This window comes from Ralstonia sp. Ralssp110 (assembly GCF_047325135.1).
GTDB classification, from domain to species: domain Bacteria; phylum Pseudomonadota; class Gammaproteobacteria; order Burkholderiales; family Burkholderiaceae; genus Ralstonia; species Ralstonia mojiangensis.
Genome location: NZ_CP168610.1, coordinates 1,341,074 through 1,357,487 on the forward strand (window position 1 = coordinate 1,341,074; position 16,414 = coordinate 1,357,487).

Annotated in this window: 13 protein-coding genes; all 13 read left to right on the top strand. The window is 63.4% G+C overall.

Annotated elements, in window-relative coordinates; genetic code table 11:
• The first annotated feature begins 96 nt into the window (after positions 1–96).
• On the top strand, positions 97–1,398 hold the full coding sequence (gene gltA / locus ACEN9T_RS15120) for a citrate synthase (RefSeq protein WP_092969658.1): 1,302 nt from the start codon (positions 97–99) through the stop codon (positions 1,396–1,398).
• Between the two features lie 226 nt (positions 1,399–1,624).
• A complete protein-coding gene (gene leuC, locus ACEN9T_RS15125; protein ID WP_092970689.1) occupies positions 1,625–3,034 on the top strand; it encodes a 3-isopropylmalate dehydratase large subunit in 1,410 nt (469 codons plus the stop codon).
• 23 nt (positions 3,035–3,057) lie between these two features.
• Positions 3,058–3,708: a 3-isopropylmalate dehydratase small subunit gene (leuD, locus tag ACEN9T_RS15130; RefSeq protein WP_027681084.1), complete on the top strand. Its 651-nt coding sequence runs from the start codon at positions 3,058–3,060 to the stop codon at positions 3,706–3,708.
• A 33-nt stretch (positions 3,709–3,741) separates the two neighbouring features.
• Positions 3,742–4,812 (top strand): 3-isopropylmalate dehydrogenase, encoded by a 1,071-nt coding sequence (gene leuB / locus ACEN9T_RS15135; protein ID WP_092969660.1) that lies wholly within the window; start codon positions 3,742–3,744, stop codon positions 4,810–4,812.
• A 340-nt stretch (positions 4,813–5,152) separates the two neighbouring features.
• Positions 5,153–6,256 carry an aspartate-semialdehyde dehydrogenase gene (gene asd, locus ACEN9T_RS15140; RefSeq protein ID WP_252691217.1) on the top strand — a complete coding sequence of 368 codons (1,104 nt, stop codon included), beginning with the start codon at positions 5,153–5,155 and terminating at the stop codon, positions 6,254–6,256.
• Positions 6,257–6,643: 387 nt separating this feature from the next.
• The gene (tapV, locus tag ACEN9T_RS15145; protein ID WP_413708153.1) at positions 6,644–9,550 is read left to right on the top strand and encodes a FimV/HubP family polar landmark-like protein TapV; all 2,907 of its coding nucleotides are present in this window, start codon (positions 6,644–6,646) and stop codon (positions 9,548–9,550) included.
• Positions 9,551–9,633: 83 nt separating this feature from the next.
• Entirely contained in the window at positions 9,634–10,458 is an 825-nt protein-coding gene (gene truA, locus ACEN9T_RS15150; RefSeq protein WP_413708154.1) for a tRNA pseudouridine(38-40) synthase TruA, read from the top strand.
• Positions 10,459–10,472: 14 nt separating this feature from the next.
• The gene (locus tag ACEN9T_RS15155; RefSeq protein ID WP_413708456.1) at positions 10,473–11,174 is read left to right on the top strand and encodes a phosphoribosylanthranilate isomerase; all 702 of its coding nucleotides are present in this window, start codon (positions 10,473–10,475) and stop codon (positions 11,172–11,174) included.
• 95 nt (positions 11,175–11,269) lie between these two features.
• Positions 11,270–12,463 (top strand): tryptophan synthase subunit beta, encoded by a 1,194-nt coding sequence (gene trpB, locus ACEN9T_RS15160; RefSeq protein WP_413708155.1) that lies wholly within the window; start codon positions 11,270–11,272, stop codon positions 12,461–12,463.
• A gap of 16 nt (positions 12,464–12,479) precedes the next feature.
• On the top strand, positions 12,480–13,301 hold the full coding sequence (locus tag ACEN9T_RS15165) for a DNA-methyltransferase (protein ID WP_413708156.1): 822 nt from the start codon (positions 12,480–12,482) through the stop codon (positions 13,299–13,301).
• 15 nt (positions 13,302–13,316) lie between these two features.
• Positions 13,317–14,114: a tryptophan synthase subunit alpha gene (trpA, locus tag ACEN9T_RS15170; protein WP_413708157.1), complete on the top strand. Its 798-nt coding sequence runs from the start codon at positions 13,317–13,319 to the stop codon at positions 14,112–14,114.
• Positions 14,115–14,144: 30 nt separating this feature from the next.
• The gene (gene accD / locus ACEN9T_RS15175; protein WP_092969676.1) at positions 14,145–15,017 is read left to right on the top strand and encodes an acetyl-CoA carboxylase, carboxyltransferase subunit beta; all 873 of its coding nucleotides are present in this window, start codon (positions 14,145–14,147) and stop codon (positions 15,015–15,017) included.
• Positions 15,018–15,109: 92 nt separating this feature from the next.
• Complete coding sequence (gene folC / locus ACEN9T_RS15180) at positions 15,110–16,408, top strand: bifunctional tetrahydrofolate synthase/dihydrofolate synthase (RefSeq protein ID WP_413708158.1); 1,299 nt, start codon at positions 15,110–15,112, stop codon at positions 16,406–16,408.
• Positions 16,409–16,414 lie beyond the last annotated feature (6 nt).

Consider the following 16,414-nt stretch of genomic DNA (forward strand, 5'->3'; position numbering starts at 1 on the left):
ACGAATCGTTCCAGCCGCCCCCGGCCGGCGCCCCTCGATCCGTCTGGCGGGAGTCTCCCGACTTCATTTTTATAAACAGCAGAGAAGGAAACCGACATGACGCCGTCCGAAGTGAAAGCCACCCTATCGTTTTCCGATGGCTCGCCCAGCGTCGAGCTGCCGATCTATAAGGGCACGGTTGGCCCGGACGTGATCGACATTCGCAAGCTGTACGGTCAGACGGGCAAGTTCACGTACGACCCCGGCTTCATGTCGACCGCGTCGTGCAATTCCAAGATCACCTACATCGATGGTGACAAAGGTGAGCTGCTGTATCGCGGCTACGCCATCGACGATCTGGCCAGCAAGTGCGATTTCATGGAAATTTGCTACCTGCTGTTGAAGGGCGAGCTGCCCAACGCCAAGCAGAAGGAAGAGTTCAACCATGTGGTGACGAATCACACCATGGTGCACGAACAGATGCAGTTCTTCCTGCGCGGTTTCCGTCGTGACGCTCATCCGATGGCCGTGCTGACGGGCCTGGTTGGCGCCATGAGCGCGTTCTATCCGGACGCTGCCAACATCAACGACCCGCGCGAGCGCGAAATCTCGCAGATTCGCCTGATCGCCAAGCTGCCGACGCTGGTGGCCATGGCATACAAGTACAACATCGGCCAGCCGCTCATCTATCCGCAGAACAACCTGTCGTACACCGGCAACTTCATGCGCATGATGTTTGCCACACCGTGCGAAGACTACAAGGTGAATCCGGTGCTGGAAAAGGCACTGGACCGCATCTTCATCCTGCACGCGGATCACGAACAGAATGCGTCGACGTCGACGGTGCGTCTGGCGGGTTCGTCGGGTACCAACCCGATCGCTGCCATTGCCGCCGGTATCGCTTGCCTGTGGGGCCCGGCGCACGGCGGCGCGAACGAAGCTGCGCTGAACATGCTGGAAGAAATCGGTACCGTCGACAAGGTGCCCGAGTTCATCAAGCAGGTGAAGGACAAGAACAGCGGCGTGCGCCTGATGGGCTTTGGCCACCGCGTGTACAAGAACTACGATCCGCGCGCGAAGCTGATGCGCGAAACCTGCCACGAAGTGCTCGAAGAGCTGGGCCTGCACAATGACCCGCTGTTCAAGCTGGCCATGGAGCTGGAAAAGATCGCCCTGGAAGACGAGTACTTCGTCAGCCGCAAGCTGTACCCGAACGTCGACTTCTACTCGGGCATCGTTCAGCGCGCGCTGGGCATCCCCACCTCGATGTTCACTTGCATTTTCGCGCTGGCTCGATCGGTGGGCTGGATTTCGCAATGGGAAGAGATGATCACCGATCCGGAATACAAGATCGGCCGCCCGCGCCAACTGTTCAACGGCGCCGCCACCCGCGAAGTGCCGTCGATCGACAAGCGCTAAGCCAAGTTGTTCGCCTTGCAGAAACCCCGCCCGGGAAACCGGCGGGGTTTTTTGTTGCGCGCCGCTTGAGGTGCCCGGAAAGGGCCTTCGCGAAATGGCGAAACCCCCTTTCGTCAGTCACGTCCGGTGCCCAATGCACCGGGTGGCATAATCGATCACTCCCCACGAAACTGCTCGCGCAGCGGCCCAGAATTTCAAAATGGGTGCGTTGTGCACGGATCGCATCATGGCCAAGACGCTCTACGACAAACTTTGGGACGATCACGTCGTTCATACCGAAGAAGACGGCACGACTGTCCTCTACATCGATCGTCAACTGCTGCACGAAGTGACGAGCCCGCAGGCCTTCGAGGGCCTGAAGTTGGCCGAGCGCCCGGTGTGGCGCATCAGCGCCAACCTGGCTGTGTCGGACCACAACGTGCCGACCACCGACCGCTCGCACGGCATTGCCGATCCGGTTTCCAAGCTCCAGGTCGATACGCTTGACGCCAACTGCGACAGCTATGGCATCACACAATTCAAGATGAACGACAAGCGTCAGGGCATCGTGCACGTGATCGGGCCGGAGCAGGGCGCGACGCTGCCGGGCATGACAGTGGTCTGCGGTGATTCGCACACCAGCACGCACGGCGCATTCGGCGCGCTCGCGCACGGCATCGGCACGTCGGAAGTCGAGCATGTGCTGGCCACGCAAACGCTGCTCGCCAAGAAGAGCAAGAACATGCTCGTGAAGGTGGAAGGCACGCTGCCGCGTGGCTGCACGGCCAAGGACATCGTGCTCGCCATCATCGGCAAGATCGGCACCGCAGGCGGTACGGGCTACGCCATGGAGTTCGGCGGTTCGGCGATTCGCGCGCTGTCGATGGAAGGCCGCATGACGGTGTGCAACATGGCAATCGAAGGCGGCGCTCGCGCTGGTATGGTCGCCGTGGATGATGTCACGCTGGAATACATCAAGGGTCGTCCGTTCGCGCCACAGGGCGTGGAATGGGATCAGGCCGTGACGTACTGGCGCACGCTGCATTCCGATGAAGGTGCGCATTTCGATCACGTGGTCGAGTTGCGTGCTGAAGAGATCCGTCCGCAGGTGAGCTGGGGCACGTCACCGGAAATGGTGGTCAGCATTGAAGACCGCGTGCCGGATCCCGACAAGGAGAAAGACCCGAACAAGCGCAACGCCATGGAGCGCGCGCTCGAATATATGGGTCTGCAGCCGAACGTCGCCATCAGCGACATCAACATCGACAAGGTGTTCATCGGCTCCTGCACCAACAGCCGCATCGAAGACATGCGCGCTGCCGCGTGGGTCGTGCAGAAGCTCGGCAAGCGCATTGCCTCGAACGTGAAGCTGGCGATGGTCGTGCCGGGCTCGGGCCTCGTGAAGGAGCAGGCCGAGCGCGAAGGGCTCGACAAGATCTTCAAGGCGGCTGGCTTTGAATGGCGCGAGCCGGGCTGCTCGATGTGTCTCGCAATGAACGCCGACCGCCTCGACCCGGGCGAGCGCTGCGCATCCACGTCCAACCGCAACTTCGAAGGCCGTCAGGGCGCGGGTGGCCGCACCCATCTGGTAAGCCCGGCGATGGCTGCAGCGGCCGCGCTGGAAGGCCACTTCGTTGACGTGCGCAAGCTCGCTTGAGCGGCAGGATAGAGAGAGCAATCATGGAACAATTCACCATCCACACCGGCCTCGTTGCCCCGCTTGACCGCGAGAACGTCGACACCGACGCCATCATCCCGAAGCAATTCCTCAAGTCGATCAAGCGCACGGGTTTCGGCCCGAACCTGTTCGACGAGTGGCGCTACAAGGACGTCGGCGAGCCTGGTCAGGACAACAGCAAGCGTCCGCTGAACCCGGACTTCGTGCTGAACCAGCCGCGTTACAAGGGCGCCTCCGTGTTGCTGGCGCGCAAGAACTTCGGTTGCGGCAGCTCGCGTGAACACGCGCCGTGGGCGCTGCAGCAGTACGGCTTTCGCGCCATCATCGCGCCGAGCTTTGCCGACATTTTCTTCAACAACTGCTTCAAGAACGGCCTGCTGCCGATCGTGCTGACGGAGTCGCAAGTCGACCATCTGTTCAACGAAACGCAAGCCTTTACGGGCTACCAGCTGACCGTCGATCTGGACAAGCAGGTCGTCGTCACGCCGGGCGGTACGGCGTATCCGTTCGACATCACGGCGTTCCGCAAATACTGCCTGCTGAACGGCTTCGACGACATCGGTCTGACCCTGCGCTACGCCGACCAGATCAAGGCTTACGAAGCGCAGCGCCTGGCCAAGATGCCGTGGCTCGCGCACAAGCTCGTCGGCTGAGCTGACGCTAGAACAACAAGGACAACCAAACACATGACCAAGATTGCAGTGTTGCCGGGTGACGGCATTGGCAAGGAAATCGTCGCCGAGGCCGTGAAGGTGCTCAAGGTACTGGGCGAGCCGTTCGAGATGGAATTCGCCCCCGTGGGCGGCGCAGGCTACGAAGCCAAGGGCCATCCGCTGCCCGAAGACACGCTCAAGCTTGCCAAGGAGGCTGATGCCATCCTGTTCGGTGCCGTGGGCGACTGGAAGTACGACACGCTGGCGCGCGAACTGCGCCCCGAGCAGGCTATCCTCGGCTTGCGCAAGCATTTGCAGCTGTTCGCCAATTTCCGTCCTGCGATCTGCTATCCGGAGCTGGCCGGTGCATCGAGCCTGAAGCCCGAGATCGTCTCCGGCCTCGACATCCTGATCGTGCGCGAACTGACCGGCGACATCTACTTCGGCCAGCCGCGCGGCGTGCGTTCGGCCCCGGACGGCGCGTTCGCCGGTGCACGCGAAGGATTCGACACCATGCGCTACGCCGAGCCAGAAATCCGCCGCATCGCGCACGTCGCCTTCCAGGCTGCCGCCAAGCGCGGCAAGAAACTGTGCAGCGTCGACAAGGCCAACGTGCTCGAGACGTTCCAGTTCTGGAAGGACATCGTCACCGATGTGCACAAGGAGTATCCGGAAGTCGAGCTGTCGCACATGTATGTCGACAACGCGGCCATGCAGCTCGTCAAGGCGCCGAAGAACTTCGACGTGATCGTCACCGGCAACATGTTCGGCGACATCCTCTCGGATGAGGCAGCCATGCTGACCGGCTCGATCGGCATGCTGCCGTCGGCGTCGCTCGACGCGAACAACAAAGGCTTGTATGAGCCGTCGCACGGTTCTGCGCCGGACATCGCGGGCAAGGGCGTTGCCAACCCGCTGGCGACGATCCTGTCGGCGGCGATGATGCTGCGCTATTCGCTGAACAAGGCCGAGCAGGCTGATCGCATCGAAACGGCTGTCAAGAAGGTGCTGGCACAGGGCTACCGGACCGGCGACATCCTGACGCCGGGCTGCAAGCAAGTCGGCACTGTGGAGATGGGCGACGCGGTGGTCGCTGCCTTGTAAATCAAAACGTGCGTTGCGGTGCCGTCACATGCGGCGCCGCAATCGTCATTTTTTCGGCGGACACATGTTGCAGTGCATTGTGCGACCGCCAAATCGTGTATATTTTTGCAGATGATCTCGATCGCGCTCCCCGTCCTCGTACTGGGCATTCTGGGCACCCTGGCTATCGTCGCCAAGGGCACCGCCGCGCGCGCTCGCATGACGCCTGTCGAGATTCGCACGACCACGAAAATCATTACCAAAAAAACGATCTCGTAGATCGTCCGTCGTGTCCGTTCGCCTTCCCCGCGCGGTCACGCCGGGCGACCGAGGCGGGGAAAATCACTAGAGGTTCACAATCATGAAGGTAGGTCTCGTCGGTTGGCGCGGCATGGTTGGCAGCGTGCTGATGCAGCGCATGCAGGAAGAAAAGGATTTCGACCTGATCGACACGGTGTTTTTTAGCACCAGCAACGCCGGCGGTAAGGCGCCCGCATTCGCCAAGACGGATGCGCCCCTGGCTGACGCCAACGACATCGAAGCGCTCAAGGCATGCGACACGATCATCACGTGCCAGGGTGGCGACTACACCACCGAAGTCTTCCCGAAGCTGCGCGCTGCCGGCTGGAACGGCTACTGGATCGACGCCGCTTCGACGCTCCGCATGGAAGATGACGCCGTGATCGTGCTGGACCCGGTCAACCTGTCGCTCATCAAGAATGCGGTGGCGGCCGGCACCAAGAATTTCATCGGCGGCAACTGTACCAACTCGATTCTGCTGATGGGCGTGGGCGGCCTGTTCCGCGAAGGCCTGGTCGAATGGGTCAGCTCGATGACCTATCAGGCAGCTTCGGGCGGTGGCGCAAACCACATGCGCGAACTGCTCAAGGGCATGGGCGTGATCCATAGCGCCGTGGCCGATGAACTGGCCAATCCGGCGTCCGCCATCCTGGACATCGATCGCAAGGTTGCCAAGACCATCCGCGAGGACGTGCCGACCGAATTCTTCCCGGCCCCGCTGGCGGGCGGTTTGATCCCCTGGATCGACAAGCAGCTCGACAACGGTCAGTCGAAGGAAGAGTGGAAGGGCCAGGCCGAGGTCAACAAGATCCTGGGCACGGCGCAGACGATTCCGGTCGACGGCCTGTGTGTGCGGATTGGCGCAATGCGCTGCCACAGCCTGGGCCTGACGCTCAAGCTTAAGCGCGACCTGCCGCTCGAAGAAATCGAGCAGATCATCCGCTCGGGCAACCCCTGGGTGAAGTGGGTGCCGAACGACCGCAGCATCACCGAGAAGGAGCTGACGCCGGCATCCATCACTGGTGGTCTGGAAATCGGTGTGGGCCGTGTGCGCAAGCTGAACATGGGGCCCGAGTATGTGAGCGCCTTCGTGATTGGCGACCAACTTCTGTGGGGTGCTGCCGAGCCGCTGCGCCGCACGCTGCGTATCCTGCTGGACAAGTGATTCGAGCTTTGCTTTCCTTGTCAGGCTGGCCGTCGGCAGCTGTCGTTGCGGCCTGACAACAGAAAGTACGCTTTTTCTACCAACGCCGCGCGGCCTGCGCGGCGTTGTGCCATCTGGATGCCCACGGTCTGTAACGTTGGTACACAATAGCGGCCGGAACGCTGTCCGCCCATTCGTGGGGTGGACGGGGCACGGGGAAGGGTTAGCGCCACATGAAGCACGCGCATTCCGGGGGGTACGTCGGGTGCTTCAGAATCTCGCCAATTGTGTCGTTTTCATAAAGATTGACGGCGGTTCTTATCCAGCACTTCACTTTTTGGGTGAACTTGCTGCGCTAACTCGTTGATGTTAAGTTCGTTTGCACATTAAAAGATAACGGAGTCGAAGGTGAGGGTGAGCCAATACCGCCGGAGAGAATCGTCCCATCGCAGTCCTCGCTGGTCGGCCGTCGCGTTTGCTGCGGCGAGCCTGCTGCTGATTCAGCCCGCAGCGCAAGCGGCCGGTTTCGGCGCGCTGCACGTGCGTTCCAGCCTCGGCCAGCCGCTGCAGGCCGAAATCGATCTGACCGGCGTGACGCCCGAAGAGGCGCAAAACCTGGTCGCCAAATTGGCTGCGCCGGATGCCTATTCGCGCGCCGGGCTGACCTACAACCCGATCGTCTCCTCGCTGCGTGCCTCGCTGGAGCGCCAGTCGAATGGCAACTACGTGGTGCGTCTGCGCTCGACCCAGCCCGTCGCTGAGCCGTTCGTTGATGTCCTGGTTGACCTGAACTGGGCAAGCGGCCACGTTTCGCGCGCTTATACGTTCCTGCTTGACCCGGTGGGTTCCAGCAATACCGCACAGAATTTTGCGCCGACACCGGTGGTGCAGGCCACCACGCCCGGCACCGTTGAGTCGGCGCCGGCTGCTTCGACCGCCCAACCGCAAGCTGCGGCGCCGGCTGCCGCAGCGCCCGCACCGGCACGCCAGCCCCGTGCTGCTCGCCAAGCCGCGCGTGCCCAGCAAGCTGCTCCTGCTGCTGCCACCCCGGACGCTACGCCCGGTGGCTCGTACACCGTGCAGCGCGGCGATAGCCTGTACGACGTGGCATCGACCGCCGCGCAAGGCCAAGACGCCGTGTCGCTCGACCAGATGCTGCTGGCCCTGTATCGGAACAATCCCAACGCTTTCATTGGCGGCAATATCAACCGGCTGCGTACCGGCTCGGTGCTGAAAGTGCCGTCGCAGGCCGAAGCGCAGAAAACGCCTGCGCGCGAGGCGCGCCGCGAAGTCATTGCGCAAACGTCCGGCTTCGCAGGCTACCGGAACCGCCTCGCAACGGCGGCTGAAGCCAACGCGGCCACGGATACCGACTCCGCCCGCCAGCAGAGCGGCAGCGTGTCGGCCCGTGTGCAGGATCAAGCCACGCCTGCTGCCAGCGGCCGTGATGAATTGCGTCTGTCCAAGGCCGACCGCACCGGTAAGGCCGGGGCGGCTGCGGCCCGCGATGAGGAACTCGTCGCCAAGGAACGGGCGCTCAAGGAAATGGAATCACGCGTTGCACAGTTGGAGAAGAATCTCTCTGACATGCAGCGCCTGGTTGAATTGAAGAACGCTGAACTGGCCAAGGCTGCCAGCGCTGCCAAGCCGGCCGCTGGTGCTGCACCGTCGACGGCTGCTCCGGCAGTGGCGGCAGCCAATGCGCCGGCTCCCGCGCCGGTGGCAGCCGCATCGTCAGCGCCGGCTCCTGCTGCCGCTGCTCTTGCAGAAACGGCAGCCGCCGCACCGGCCTCCTCGACAACGGCCACGGCGGCAGCTTCGGCACCGGAAGCGGCATCGGCGCCGGTGGCTGCAGCCTCGGCACCGCAGGCGGCCAGCGCCCCGATGGCGGCTGCCTCGGCACCCGCTGCCGCGCCGAAGAAGGCGCCGGTCGTGGTGGCCCCGCCGCCCCCGATTCAAGAGGAATCGTTCCTCTCGTCGCTGCTGGGCAACCCGATGGCTTTGGGTCTGGGCGGCTTGGTGGTCGCCTTGCTGGGTGGTCTGGTGGTGTATCGCCGCCGCCAGCAGAAGCCTGAGCAGGCACATGGCTTCCAGGACAGTCTGTTGTCGCAGGAAAGTACCGTGATGGCGGGTGCCAACTCGCTGTTTGGCGCGGCCGGTGGTCAAAGCGTCGACACCTCGCAGCACAGCGTGTTCGGTGCGGATTTCCGCATTGGCGGCGGCAACGAGAGCAATGAAGTCGACCCGATTGCCGAGGCCGATGTCTATATCGCCTACGGTCGCGACGTACAAGCCGAAGAAATCCTGCGCGAGGCTCTGGAGCAGCATCCGGAGCGCCAAGCCATTCGCCTGAAGTTGATGGAAATTTACGCCAATCGTCAGGACGCCCATGGCTTCCAGACCATTGCTGAAGAGATGCTGGCGCAAGTTGGCGCGGCCTCTTCGGAATGGGCAGAGGCTGCTGCGATGGGCCGCAAGTTCGACCCAGCTAACCCGCTGTACCTGACGGTGCAGGGTGATGGAAGCCATGTTGGTGCCGAAGCGCATGCGGAGCCGAGCCACGCTGGCGCCGCAGTGGCAGGTGCCGCTGCGCTGGCCGGTGTGGGCGCTGCGGTGGCTGCCGAGGCCTTCAGCCCGACGGTAACGGGGCAGACCACCCGTCGTGGGGACGACTGGACTACGCTGTCTCCGGATCTGGACCCGTCCGCGCCGTCGACCAAGGCGCCGCAACTGGCCGATTTCGATCTGCCGCTGGAGTCGTTCCCGGCGCCGGCAGCAGGCGAGCCGATCACCGCGCCGGAAGAAGCATCGGACATCTTCAAGGTGCACGCCGAACCCGAGGCGGATCTGCCGCAGTTCAACGCGCACGCTGGCGAGGCTTATCAGCCCGTCGCTGCGCCCCCGCTGCATATGGATCTGTCGGATTTGTCGCTGGATCTGAACCCGACGCCGCCCGCCGCAGAAACGGCGGCTCCGGCAGCCTCGGTTGCCGCGGAGGAAAGCCTGCCGAGCTGGGCTCAGCCGACCGACCTGTCGCAGGCCCCGATGCATTTCGAATCCGAGCCGCATCACGCCGAGGTCGCGAACGACGAACCGCAATCTGCCATCCGTCTGGACACCAACCTGCCGCACACGCTGTCCGGCGAGCACGGTGCCGACGGCGTGCGCGATCTGCAGATCAAGTTCGACCTGGCCAAGGCCTACATCGAGATCGGCGACAAGGAAGGCGCCCGCGAACTTCTGCAGGAAGTGCTGGACTTGGGCGATCCGTCGTTCCACGCCGAGGCGCAAGCCTTGATGCGCCAGATCGGCTGACGCAACGCGTTTTACGCCATCGACAGCGCCGGCAGGGTGGTATCCTGCCGGCGTTTTTCTTTCCGCATGAGGATTCACACGGCATGACGCGCATCGCGCTTGGCATCCAGTACGACGGTGCCGCGTTTTCGGGTTGGCAATCACAGCCGCACGGCAACACTGTGCAGGATGCGCTGGAGGAGGCGCTGCGGCAGTTTGCCGGCGTGGCGTTGCCGACCACGGTGGCCGGCCGCACCGATGCAGGAGTGCACGCGCTGGGCCAGGTCGTCCACCTGGATACCGACCTCGTGCGCGAGCCGTTCTCGTGGGTGCGTGGCACCAACGCCTTTCTGCCGCCCACGGTGGCCGTGCGATGGGCGCAGGAGATGCCGGAGGATTTCCACGCGCGCTTCTCCGCCCATCGCCGCACGTATTACTACGCGCTGACCTTCGGCCCGACGCGCGCACCGCTGCTCGAAGACAAGGCCGGCTACGTGATGCTGCCGCCTGGCCAATCCCTTGACGTGGCAGCCATGAACGAGGCTGCACAGGCGCTTGTCGGCGAGCACGATTTCTCGTCGTTCCGCGCGGCCGAATGCCAAGCCAAGTCGCCCGTCAAAACGATGTACTCCATCGAGGTGCGAGGCGAGGGTGAATGGGTATTCGTGCGCATTCGCGGCAGCGCCTTCCTGCACCACATGGTGCGCAACATCATGGGGTGCTTGGTGGCGATCGGGCGCGGCCGGCAGCCCGCGTCGTGGATGCGCGATGTGCTGGCTGCCCGCAGCCGCGTAGCCGCCGCCCCGACTTTCATGCCCGACGGCTTGTATCTGGCCGAGGTCGGCTATCCTGATGCTTTCTCGTTGCCGGCCTCTCCGGCATCGTCCAGCCTGTTTCGTGGCGTGTTCGACGAATACGCCGGTCCGTGAATTCCGCTTCCGCCATGCCGTTGCACCGTACCCGTATCAAGCTGTGTGGCCTGACCCAGCCGGCCGACGTCGACCACGCCGTCACGCTCGGCGCCGATGCGATCGGGCTCGTTTTCTATCCGCCCAGCCCGCGTTACGTCACCATCGAACGTGCGGCAGAGCTGGCACGCCGCGCTGGTCCATTCGTCACCGTGACCGGCCTGTTCGTCAACGCCAGCGCGGATGACGTGGCGCGGGTGCTTGACCAAGTGCCGCTTACGTTGCTTCAGTTCCACGGTGACGAGCCGGCAGAGCTGTGCGCCGAGATTGCGGGGAAGGTGGGGCTGCCCTGGCTGCGCGCCCTGCGTGTTCAGCCCGGGGCCGATTTGGTAGAATTCGCCGATCGGTTTGCCGCTGCCCAAGGTCTGCTGCTCGACGCATTTGTTGAGGGTTATGGCGGTGGCGGCCATGTCTTCGACTGGACCCTCATTCCTCCGCAATGGCTCCCGCAATCGCCATCCTTGCCAACCACAAGCGCCGCTCCTCGGCTCGTTTTGAGTGGTGGGTTGAGCGCGCAAAACGTCGCTGGCGCGATTGAACGCGTGCGGCCGTACGCTGTTGACGTCAGCAGCGGAATCGAAGCCGCACGGGGCGTGAAAGACCACGCCCGGATGACCGAATTTGTGCGTGCGGTCCGCGAGGCCGATGCAGCCCAGGACGCATCGGTGCAGGCCTGAGCCGATCTGGCCGGTTTCTCGCGACGTACGCCTTCCTGAACATCTCCGCCGACAGGTCTTCAACCTGACCTCGGCGGATGCCTCGAGAGATTGCCATGTACAACCTGCCCGACGCCCACGGCCATTTCGGCCCCTACGGCGGTACCTTCGTTGCGGAAACGCTGTCTCACGCGCTCGATGAATTGCGCGACGCCTACGCGCGTTACCAGCACGATCCCGAATTCGTCAAGGAATACGAATACGAGCTGAAGCATTTCGTTGGCCGTCCGTCGCCCATCTATCACGCACGCCGCCTGACCGAACACTGCGGCGGCGCGCAGATCTACCTCAAGCGCGAAGACTTGAACCACACCGGCGCGCACAAGGTGAACAACGTGATCGGCCAAGCGCTGCTGGCACGCCGCATGGGCAAGCCACGCGTGATTGCTGAAACCGGTGCCGGCCAGCACGGCGTGGCCACCGCCACGATCGCTGCGCGCTACGGCATGGAATGCGTCGTCTACATGGGCAGCGAAGACGTGCGCCGCCAGGCCGCCAATGTGTATCGCATGAAGCTGCTGGGCGCGACCGTGGTGCCGGTGGAGTCCGGCTCGCGTACGCTCAAGGACGCACTGAACGAAGCGATGCGCGACTGGGTGACCAACGTGGCCGACACCTTCTACATCATCGGCACGGTGGCAGGCCCGCACCCGTATCCGATGATGGTGCGCGACTTCCAGGCTGTGATCGGCGAGGAATGCAAAGTGCAGATGCCGGAGATGACCGGGCGTCAGCCCGATGCCGTCATCGCCTGCGTGGGCGGCGGCTCCAACGCCATGGGCATCTTCTACCCGTACATTGACCATGCCGACGTGAAGCTGATCGGGGTGGAAGCAGCAGGCGAGGGCATCGAGACTGGTCGCCACGCCGCGTCGCTCACGGGTGGCTCGCCGGGCGTGCTGCACGGCAACCGCACCTATCTGCTGCAGGATGAAGACGGCCAGATCATCGAGACGCATTCGATCTCGGCCGGGCTCGATTATCCGGGCGTCGGTCCGGAACACGCGTGGTTGAAAGATGTGAAGCGCGCGGAATACGTCGGCATTACCGACAAGGAAGCGCTGCAGTCCTTCCACGACCTGTGCCGCATGGAGGGCATCATCCCGGCGCTGGAATCGAGCCATGCGCTGGCGTATGCGTGCAAGCTGGCGCCGACGCTACCCAAGGACAAGATCCTGCTGGTGAACCTGTCCGGCCGTGGCGACAAGGACATGCATACCGTCGCCGAATTCTCCGGCATCAAACTCTAACGGCACTGGCACACGCATGACCGAGCGCGCCATCGACGGCATCTTCAACGAGGACTGCATTACCGGGGTCGGGCATCTGGCCGACGGCAGCGTGGACCTCGTCATCGCCGATCCGCCGTACGGGCTGGGCAAGGATTACGGCAACGACTCCGACAAGCTGTCGGGCGACGCGTACCTCGCCTGGTCCGAGCGCTGGATCGATGCGGTGCGGCCGAAGCTGGCGCGCAACGGATCGCTCTACCTGTTCTGCACGTGGCAATACGCGCCGGAACTGTTCGTCATGCTTAAGCGGCGCCTCACGATGGTCAACGAGATCATCTGGGATCGCCGCGTGCCCAGCATGGGCGGCAGCACGCGCAAGTTCTCGTCGGTGCACGACAACATCGGTTTCTTTGCTGCTTCGCGCGATTACTACTTCGATGTCGACGCCGTGCGCATTCCGTACGATGCCGAGACGAAGAAGGCGCGCAGCCGCAAGCGTTTCGAGGGCAAGAAGTGGCTGGAAGTCGGCTACAACCCGAAAGACGTGTGGAGCGTGTCGCGCCTGCACCGGCAAGACCCGGAGCGCGCTGAGCATCCGACACAGAAGCCACTGGAACTGGTGGAGCGCATGATCCTGGCAAGCTGCCCGCCGGGCGGCCTGGTGTTGGACCCGTTCCTGGGCAGTGGCACGACGGCTGCCGCGTGTGCAAGGCTCAGCCGCCGCTTCGCCGGCTTCGAGATCAACGCCGACTATTGCCGCGTGGCACGCGAGCGCGTGGCTGCTGTGCATGCCGCCGCCGAATTTGCCGCCCAACCGACTGAATCTCCGGCGCCCGCCACCATCAAGGTCGCCTGACACACTGATCCCGCTATGTCCCGCATTGCTCAAACCTTCTCACAACTCTCTGCGCAGGGCCGCAAAGGCCTGATTCCGTTCATCACGGCCGGCGATCCGTACCCCGAGATGACCGTCGACCTGATGCACGCGCTGGTCAAGGGCGGCTCCAACGTCATCGAACTGGGCGTGCCGTTCTCAGACCCGATGGCCGACGGCCCTGTCATCCAGCGTGCGTCGGAGCGCGCATTGGCCAAGAAGGTGGGCCTGCGCACGGTGCTGGACTATGTGCGCATATTCCGCACCACGGATTCAACGACGCCCGTGGTGCTCATGGGCTACGCCAACCCGATCGAACGCATGGGCGTGGATGCCTTTGCCAAGGCCGCATCCGAAGCGGGTGTCGACGGCGTGCTGGTGGTCGACTATCCGCCCGAAGAGTGCGAGGCCTTTGCCAAGACCATGCGCGCCGCCGGCATCGATCCAATCTTCCTGTTGGCGCCCACGTCCACCGAGGCGCGCATCGCCCAGATTGCCCGCGTGGCGAGCGGCTACATCTACTACGTGTCGCTTAAAGGCGTGACAGGCGCGGCCACCATCGACCTGGACGCGGTCGCCGCGCGCATTCCGCAAATTCGCCAGCACGCGCGGTTGCCGGTGGGTGTCGGGTTTGGTATCCGTGATGCGGCAACAGCACGCGCGATCAGCGGTGTGGCGGATGCGGTAGTCATCGGATCCCGCATTGTGCAATTGCTTGAAGAAGCACCTCGCGAACAAGCGGTACAATACTTGACTGATTTCATCGCAGAGATTCGCCAGGCGCTCGACGCCTGATCTCGGCGACACTGCATTCAAGGAGCACGCATGAGCTGGCTGGACAAACTGCTTCCGCCCAAGATCCAACAGACCGATCCGTCGCAACGCAAGGGCATTCCGGAAGGCCTCTGGGTCAAATGCCCGGCCTGCGAGTCGGTGTTGTACCGTACCGACGTCGAAGCCAATCTGCACGTCTGCCCCAAGTGCGATCATCACATGCGCATTGGCGCGCGTGCCCGTCTGGACGCGCTGTTGGACGCCGAGGGCCGCTATGAGTTGGGCCAGGAGATCCTTCCGGTCGACGCGCTCAAGTTCAAGGACAGCAAAAAGTACCCCGACCGCATCAAGGCGGCCATGGACAACACCGGCGAGACCGATGCCATGGTCGTGCTGGGCGGCGCAATCCATGCGCTGCCGGTGGTGGTAGCTTGCTTCGAGTTCGAGTTCATGACGGGCTCGATGGGCTCTGTAGTGGGCGAGCGTTTCGCGCGTGGTGCACAGATGGCGCTGGAACAGAAGGTTCCGTTCATCTGTGTGACGGCGTCGGGCGGTGCGCGCATGCAGGAAAGCCTGCTGTCGCTCATGCAAATGGCCAAGACCACTGCGATGGTCCAGAAGCTGGCGGAAGCCAAGCTGCCGTTCATCAGCGTGCTGACCGACCCGACCACGGGCGGTGTGTCTGCCAGCTTCGCCTTCATGGGCGACGTGGTGATCGCCGAGCCCAAGGCAATGATCGGCTTTGCCGGCCCGCGCGTGATCGAGCAGACCGTTCGGGAAAAGCTGCCGGAAGGCTTCCAGCGCGCTGAGTTCCTTCTGACGAAGGGCGCCATCGACATGATTGTCGACCGCCGCAACATGCGCCGCGAGATCGCCGAGCTCCTGGCGCTCCTGCAGAAGCAACCGGCCGACGCACTGGCCTGATGCAGCACATCTGTTGAACCGAAGCGCGGGCGTGAGTCCGCGCTTCTTGTTTTTGCGCGGCCCATTTCCTGAAGCCGCGCCACCTATTTCGCATGCCTACATTCGACACGTTGCCCGACTGGCTGGCCCACCTGGAAACCGCACACCCGGTCGGCATCGACATGGGCTTGGCCCGCATCAGTCGCGTGCGCGAGGCGCTCGGGCTGGAATTGAAGTCAGTCGTCTTCACGGTGGGCGGCACCAATGGCAAGGGCTCGACCTGCGCGATGCTGGAGGCGATCCTGCTGGCGGCCGGCTACAAGGTGGGTTGCCATACTTCGCCGCACCTGATCGACTTTAACGAGCGTGCTCGCGTGAATGGGGAGATCGCCACAGACGCGATGTTGCTGCCGCACTTTGACGCGGTGGAGCGTGCGCGCTGCAGCTTCCCCGAGCCCGTCAGCCTGACCTATTTCGAATTCACCACGCTGGCGATCATGCATCTGTTCGCCAATGCAGGCCTTGATGCGGTGATCCTGGAAGTCGGCCTGGGCGGCCGGTTGGATGCGGTTAACATCATCGATACCGATTGCGCCATCATTACCAGCGTCGATCTCGATCACATGGCCTACCTGGGCGATACCCGCGAGGCGATCGGCTTTGAGAAAGCCGGCATCTTTCGCGCGGGCAAGCCGGCGATCTGCGCTGACCCGGTGCCGCCAATTTCCCTGGTGGAGCACGCCGAGGCCATTGGCGCAGATCTTTGGCTGATCGGCCGCGATTTCAATTTCCAAGGTGACAAGCAGCAGTGGGGCTTTAGCGGCCGCGGGCGCCGTTGGCCTAGCCTCGGGTATCCGGCATTGCGCGGGGCAAACCAGTTGCTGAACGCTTCGGCCGCGCTGGCGGCTTTGGAATCAGTGCGCGACCGGTTGCCGATCTCGGCGCAGGACGTGCGTCTGGGGTTGTCGCAGGTGGTGTTGCCGGGGCGCTTCCAGGTCTTGCCGGGCCGTCCGTCCGTCGTCCTGGACGTTGCGCATAACCCGCACGCGTCGGCTGCGCTGGGCCAGAACCTCGAGAACATGGGTTTTTACCGCTACACCTACGCGGTGTTCGGTGCGATGCAGGACAAGGACATCGCGGGTGTGCTCGGGCACATGCTCGACAAGGTCGATCACTGGTGCCTGACCGACTTGCCGACGCCGCGCGCCGCGAGCGCTGCAAGCCTGGCGCAGGCGCTGGCCGACTGCGGTTTCCGCGCAGGCAAGGAATCGAGCGTGAGCACATTCAGCGATCCCGCCACAGCCTATCGCAACGCCATGGAGCGGGCGACCGAGGATGATAGAATCGTGGTCTTCGGATCGTTCTACACCGTTGCCGGCGTGCTGGCGGAGCGCAAGAGTCGCGCGCACTAAAACCGG

Excerpts from the sequence above, each read along its gene's own strand:
- trpA (WP_413708157.1), top strand. The coding sequence starts at position 13,317 with ATGTCCCGCATTGCTCAAACCTTCTCACAACTCTCTGCGCAGGGCCGC.
- leuD (WP_027681084.1), top strand. The coding sequence starts at position 3,058 with ATGGAACAATTCACCATCCACACCGGCCTCGTTGCCCCGCTTGACCGC.
- ACEN9T_RS15155 (WP_413708456.1), top strand. The coding sequence starts at position 10,473 with ATGCCGTTGCACCGTACCCGTATCAAGCTGTGTGGCCTGACCCAGCCG.
- leuB (WP_092969660.1), top strand. The coding sequence starts at position 3,742 with ATGACCAAGATTGCAGTGTTGCCGGGTGACGGCATTGGCAAGGAAATC.
- ACEN9T_RS15165 (WP_413708156.1), top strand. The coding sequence starts at position 12,480 with ATGACCGAGCGCGCCATCGACGGCATCTTCAACGAGGACTGCATTACC.
- gltA (WP_092969658.1), top strand. The coding sequence starts at position 97 with ATGACGCCGTCCGAAGTGAAAGCCACCCTATCGTTTTCCGATGGCTCG.
- trpB (WP_413708155.1), top strand. The coding sequence starts at position 11,270 with ATGTACAACCTGCCCGACGCCCACGGCCATTTCGGCCCCTACGGCGGT.
- folC (WP_413708158.1), top strand. The coding sequence starts at position 15,110 with ATGCCTACATTCGACACGTTGCCCGACTGGCTGGCCCACCTGGAAACC.
- asd (WP_252691217.1), top strand. The coding sequence starts at position 5,153 with ATGAAGGTAGGTCTCGTCGGTTGGCGCGGCATGGTTGGCAGCGTGCTG.
- accD (WP_092969676.1), top strand. The coding sequence starts at position 14,145 with ATGAGCTGGCTGGACAAACTGCTTCCGCCCAAGATCCAACAGACCGAT.
- truA (WP_413708154.1), top strand. The coding sequence starts at position 9,634 with ATGACGCGCATCGCGCTTGGCATCCAGTACGACGGTGCCGCGTTTTCG.
- leuC (WP_092970689.1), top strand. The coding sequence starts at position 1,625 with ATGGCCAAGACGCTCTACGACAAACTTTGGGACGATCACGTCGTTCAT.